A 1,600-nucleotide genomic window follows, 5' to 3' on the forward strand; every position below is an offset into this window, starting at 1 on the left:
GGTGCGCCCCTCCCGTGCGTCTCCACGGCTCAGGCGGTGGGGCGGCCCATCGCCCGGTAGGCCCAGCCGGCGGCCCGCCACCGCTCGCCGTCCAGGGCGTTGCGGCCGTCCAGGACCGTGCGGGTGGCGGCGACCGCGGCCAGCTCGGCCGGGTCGAGCTCGCGGAACTCCCGCCACTCCGTCAGGTGGAGGACCACGTCCGCCCCGCGCACCGCCTCCAGGGCCGAGGGGGCGTAGCCGAGGGTCGGGAAGAGCTTGCGGGCGTTCTCCATGCCCTTCGGGTCGTAGACGGTCACCTGGCCGCCCTGGAGGTGTATCTGGCCGGCGACGTTCAGCGCGGGGGAGTCACGGACGTCGTCCGAGTCCGGCTTGAAGGTGGCGCCGAGCACGGCGACCCGGCGGCCCAGGAAGGTGCCCCCGCCGAGGGCCTCGCGGGCCATCTCCACCATCTGGCCGCGCCGCCGCATGTTGATCGAGTCGATCTCGCGGAGGAAGGTCAGGGCCTGGTCGGCGCCCAGCTCGCCCGCGCGGGCCATGAAGGCCCGGATGTCCTTCGGCAGGCAGCCGCCGCCGAAGCCGATGCCGGCGCGCAGGAACTTGGCGCCGATCCGGTCGTCGTGGCCGATGGCCTCGGCGAGCTTGGCGACGTCGCCGCCGGCGGCCTCGCACACCTCCGCCATCGCGTTGATGAAGGAGATCTTCGTGGCCAGGAAGGAGTTGGCGGCCGTCTTCACGAGTTCGGCCGTCGGGAAGTCGGTCACCACGAACGGCGAGCCCTCGCCGACGGGAACCGCGTACACCGTGCGGAGCGTCTTCTCGGCCCGGTCGTCGGAGCCGCGCACGCCGACCACGATCCGGTCCGGGTGCAGGGTGTCCTGGACGGCGAAGCCCTCCCGGAGGAACTCCGGGTTCCAGGCGAGGTCGACGCCCTCCGGGAGGAGCCCCGCGAGCCGTTCGGCGGAACCGACCGGCACCGTCGACTTGCCGACGACCAGCGCCCCGGCGCGGACGACCCCGGCGAGGGAGGTGAAGGCGGCGTCCACGTGGCTCATGTCGCAGGCGTACTCGCCGTGCTTCTGCGGCGTGTTCACACAGACGAAGTGCACGTCGCCGAAGGCGCCCACCTCCTCCCAGGAGGTGGTGAAGCGCAGCCGGCCGCTGGATCCCTCGATCCCGGCCACGTGCTTCGCGAGCAGCTCTTCGAGGCCCGGCTCGAACATCGGGACCCGTCCGGCGGACAGCATCTCGATCTTCTCGGGGACGACGTCCAGGCCGAGCACCTCGAAGCCCAGTTCTGCCATGGCCGCGGCGTGGGTGGCGCCGAGGTAGCCGGTGCCGATCACGGTGATCTTGAGGGCCATGCGGGACTCCAGGGAACGTCGGGCGGAATGCCTGCCCGAGCATAGTCGTGCGCTGGTCCAGGGCCGGGGCGCGCCCTACCCTTTGTGTTACTTAACGGTAGTTAGCGAGCACGGGAGTGGATGAGCGTGGCGGGTTCGACCGATTTCGACCTGTACCGGCCTTCCGAGGAGCACGACATGCTCCGGGAGTCGGTGCGTGCCCTCGCGGAGGCGAAGATCGTTCCGTTCGCGGCGGCGGT

Annotated in this window: 1 protein-coding gene and 1 pseudogene; one reads left to right on the forward strand and one right to left on the reverse strand. The window is 71.7% G+C overall.

The window, feature by feature from the left end:
* Nucleotides 1-29: 29 nt before the first annotated feature.
* A complete protein-coding gene (locus ACFW2Y_RS35795) occupies nucleotides 30-1,361 on the reverse strand; it encodes a UDP-glucose dehydrogenase family protein (protein ID WP_384887914.1) in 1,332 nt (443 codons plus the stop codon).
* Between the two features lie 120 nt (nucleotides 1,362-1,481).
* Between ACFW2Y_RS35795 and ACFW2Y_RS35800 the strand changes: the two are divergent.
* Nucleotides 1,482-1,600 (forward strand): annotated as a pseudogene (locus tag ACFW2Y_RS35800) (acyl-CoA dehydrogenase); the annotation flags it as partial.

Origin of the sequence: Streptomyces sp. NPDC058877 (assembly GCF_042742855.1) — a bacterium.
Lineage (GTDB): Bacteria > Actinomycetota > Actinomycetes > Streptomycetales > Streptomycetaceae > Streptomyces.

Coding starts and splice junctions, on each gene's coding strand:
- ACFW2Y_RS35795 (WP_384887914.1), bottom strand. CDS start 1,361: ATGGCCCTCAAGATCACCGTGATCGGCACCGGCTACCTCGGCGCCACC.